The sequence below is a fragment of the Sphingomonas bacterium genome (assembly GCF_028292945.1).
GTDB lineage: Bacteria > Pseudomonadota > Alphaproteobacteria > Sphingomonadales > Sphingomonadaceae > Sphingomonas.
In genome coordinates, this window is the sequence record NZ_JAQGLJ010000061.1 from 1 (window position 1) to 3796 (window position 3796).

Annotated in this window: 2 protein-coding genes and 1 pseudogene; 2 read left to right on the plus strand and 1 reads right to left on the minus strand. The window is 66.8% G+C overall.

Annotated elements, in window-relative coordinates; genetic code table 11:
- On the minus strand, positions 1 to 2199 hold a 2199-nt coding region (gene uvrA, locus JWN21_RS07725; RefSeq protein ID WP_299647941.1), incomplete at its 3' end, for an excinuclease ABC subunit UvrA.
- 104 nt (positions 2200 to 2303) lie between these two features.
- Here uvrA and JWN21_RS07730 point away from each other — a divergent pair.
- On the plus strand, positions 2304 to 2675 hold the full coding sequence (locus JWN21_RS07730) for a hypothetical protein (protein ID WP_299647946.1): 372 nt from the start codon (positions 2304 to 2306) through the stop codon (positions 2673 to 2675).
- A gap of 189 nt (positions 2676 to 2864) precedes the next feature.
- A pseudogene (locus tag JWN21_RS07735) lies at positions 2865 to 3796 on the plus strand (hypothetical protein); the annotation flags it as partial.

Sequence of the window (3796 nt, forward strand, 5' to 3'; positions counted from 1 at the left end):
GGGGGCAAAGAGGCCGGTGTAAGTGGCCGGGTTGGAGCGCGGAGTCCGGCCGATCGGCGACTGGTTGATGTCGATGACCTTGTCGAGATATTGAAGCCCAGTCAGTTTCTCATGCCGGCCGGCGAGGACGCGGGCGCCGTTCAGCTGCCGGGCGGCCGACGCGTAGAGCGTGTCGATGGTGAAGCTCGACTTGCCCGACCCCGACACGCCGGTGATGCAGGTGAAGGTGCCCAGCGGTAGCGACGCGGTGACGCCCTTCAGGTTGTTGGCGGTGGCGTTGTGGACGGTCAGCTTCTTGCCGCTGCCCTTGCGGCGCTGCGCGGGCACGGCGACCTCGCGGCGGCCGGCGAGGTAATCGGCGGTGATCGAGTTGGTCGACGCCAGCACCTGTTCGAACGTGCCGTGCGCGACGATCTCGCCGCCATGGACGCCCGCCCCCGGCCCCATGTCGATGACATAGTCGGCGGTGCGGATCGCGTCCTCGTCATGCTCGACGACGAGCACGGTGTTGCCGAGATCGCGCAGGCGACGCAGCGTCTTCAAGAGCATGTCGTTGTCGCGCTGGTGGAGGCCGATCGACGGCTCGTCGAGGACGTAGAGGACGCCCGACAGGCCGGAGCCGATCTGTGACGCGAGGCGGATGCGCTGGCTCTCGCCGCCGCTGAGCGTGCCCGACGTGCGGTCGAGGTTGAGGTAGTCGAGGCCGACATTGTTGAGGAAGCCGAGCCGCTCGACGATCTCCTTGAGGATGCGCTCGGCGATCGCGCGCTGTTGGGTGTTGAGCGTCTCGGGCATGCCCGAGAAGAAGGCGAGCGCGTCGACGACGGAGAGGTGCGTGGCGTAGCTGATGTCGCGGGCGGCGATCTTGACCGCCAGCGCCTCGGGCTTGAGCCGCGCGCCGTGGCAGGTCTCGCAGGGCTGCGCGGACTGGTACTTCGACAGCTCCTCGCGCATCCACGCGCTCTCGGTCTGGAGCAGGCGGCGGTTGAGGTTGCCGATCACGCCCTCGAACGGCTTGTTGACCTCGTACGACTTCTTGCCGTCGACGAAGCGCAGGATGACGGGCTGCCCCTGCGTGCCGTGGAGAATGCGCGCGTGCACCTCCTCGGGCAGCTCGCGCCAGGGGGTGTCGAGGCTGAAGTCGAACGCGCGGGCGAGCGAGCCCAAGACCTGCATGTAGTAAGGCGACGGCGGGTTGGACTTGGCCCAGGGGACGACCGCGCCGCGCTTGATCGACAGGTCGTGATTGGGGACGACCAGGTCCTCGTCGAAGATCTGCTTCTCGCCCAGCCCATCGCAAGCCGCGCACGCACCCTGCGGCGCGTTGAACGAGAACAGCCGCGGCTCGATCTCGGCGATGGTGAAGCCGGAGACCGGGCACGCGAACTTCTCGGAGAACACGATGCGGTTGGCGGGGATGCCGGCGTTCTTCATCGCCCCCGCGCTCTCCGCCTCGTTCTCGCGGCCGGGGACGACGCCGTCGACCAGGTCGACATAGGCCAGCCCATCGGCAAGCTTCAGCGCGGTCTCGAAGCTTTCCGCCAGCCGCGTGCCGATGTCGTCCTTCACGACCAGGCGGTCGACCACCACCTCGACGTCGTGCTTGAACTTCTTGTCGAGCGCCGGCGCCTCGTCGATCTCGTGGACGGTGCCGTCGATGCGGACGCGGGTGAAGCCCGCCTTCTGCCACTCGAGCAGCTCCTTGCGATACTCGCCCTTGCGGCCGCGCACGACTGGCGCGAGCAGCAGCAGGCGCGTGTCCTGCGGCAGGGCCAGCACGCGGTCGACCATCTGCGACACCGTCTGCGCGGCGATCGGCAGGCCGGTGGCAGGGCTGTAGGGCACACCGACCCGTGCCCAGAGCAGGCGCATGTAATCGTAGATCTCCGTCACGGTCGCGACGGTGGAGCGCGGGTTCCGCGACGTCGTCTTCTGCTCGATCGAAATCGCGGGCGAGAGGCCCTCGATATGATCGACGTCAGGCTTCTGCATCAGCTCCAGGAACTGGCGCGCATAGGCCGACAGTGATTCCACGTAGCGACGCTGGCCCTCGGCATAGATGGTGTCGAAGGCGAGGCTCGACTTGCCCGAGCCGGACAGCCCGGTGATGACGGTCAGCGTGTCGCGCGGGATGTCGATGTCGACACCCTTGAGGTTGTGCTCGCGCGCGCCGCGCACGGAAATGTGATCGAGGGCCATGCCGTCCGTTCTAGCTTCGTTCTGTCGGAAAATACAGTCCGGGAGATAGGCGCGGCAGCCCGCGTGCGCCACCATCACGGCTCGATCATTGCAGCTTAACGCCTGTGTCCTATGTAGCTGACACACGGGAGGACATGATGGCGAAGGCGAAGACGGGCAAGGCGGAAGGCACCAAGGCGGGCAAGCTGCCCAAGTCGGTGGGCGGCGTGAAGATCCCCAAGGAACTGCGCAAGGGCGCCGAGAAGCTGGTCGCCAAGGCGCAGACGCCCGAAGGCCGCGCGGTGATCGCCAAGGGCGCGGCGATGGTCGCCGGCATGGCCGCGACGATGGCTACGGCGGCGGCGGCGAAGAAGGGGGTCGCGCCGGTGAAGCAGCCGGAGCCGGGGGCACCTGGTGCTGCGCAGCCGGATGCGCTGGCGGATGCGATCGGTGCTGGGGTGGATGCGGTGCTCGGGCGGTTATTTCCAAAGCGCTGACGCGACTGCGTCTCGATCAGTAGCGAGTTCATCGACTCGACGTCGAGCGCGGGCACCTACGAGATCAGCTCGGTCGCTATTCGCGACAAAGCCGGTAATCAGCGGAACTATTCCAGCTCGGAGCTTACTGCTCTGGGACTTCAGACCAGCTCTACCGTAGCAGACCGTGATCTTGCACCGACCGCGGCTGTGGCGGTTCCCGCGAGCATTGCAGAGGACGCAGGAACAAGCGTCTCCCTCTCCCTCGTCCTCAATAACATCTCCACCTACTCCGGCACTGTCACCATTTCCTTCGACGCCGCGAACTCCACCGTCACCAACGGCTCGGACGTCAGCGTGCCCGCCTTCTCCGGCAGCTACAACATCTCGCAGTCGCCATCGGGCCAGTACATGATCGCGCTGCCATCGATCTCGATCTTCGATGATCAGACGGTCGAAGGCTTCGAGACGATCGCCGTCAAGATCAAGGCGACGGGGCTGATCTTCGACAGCGGGCCGGACGAGACAATCGTGCGGATTGTGTTGGAGGACGATGACGGACCCGGCACTTCCGGAGCCGACACGCTGACCGGCGGCGTCGGAACGGACCTGCTCGCCGGGCGCGCCGGCAACGACTTCTTCTGCCTGCAGCAGGGCGGCGACGATCAGGCGGCGGGCGGCGCGGACAACGACGCCTTCTACTTCGGCGGCGCGCTCACGGCCGCCGATCGGGTGAGCGGCGGCACGGGTGCCGGCGTGGTGGCGCTGCAGGGTAACTATGCGGGGCTGACGCTCGGCGCGACGACGCTGGCTGGGATCGAGACGCTCTCCGCCTTGTCGGGCACTGACGCGCGGTTCGGGGACACGCTCGGGAACCGATACGATTACTTGGTCACCACCGTGAACGCGACGGTGGCCACCGGGACCCAGTTGAAGGTCAACGCGGCGCAACTCGAAGCGGGCGAAGACCTGGCCTTCAACGGTGCCGCCGAGCGCGACGGCAGTTTCTTCATCTATGGCGGCAAGGGCAGCGACCTGCTGACCGGGGGCGGCCGCAATGACGTGTTCCGCTATCAGGACGCAACGGAGTCGACGCGCGCGGCCAGCGATCGCATCTCAGATTTCGCGCCGGGCGATGTCAT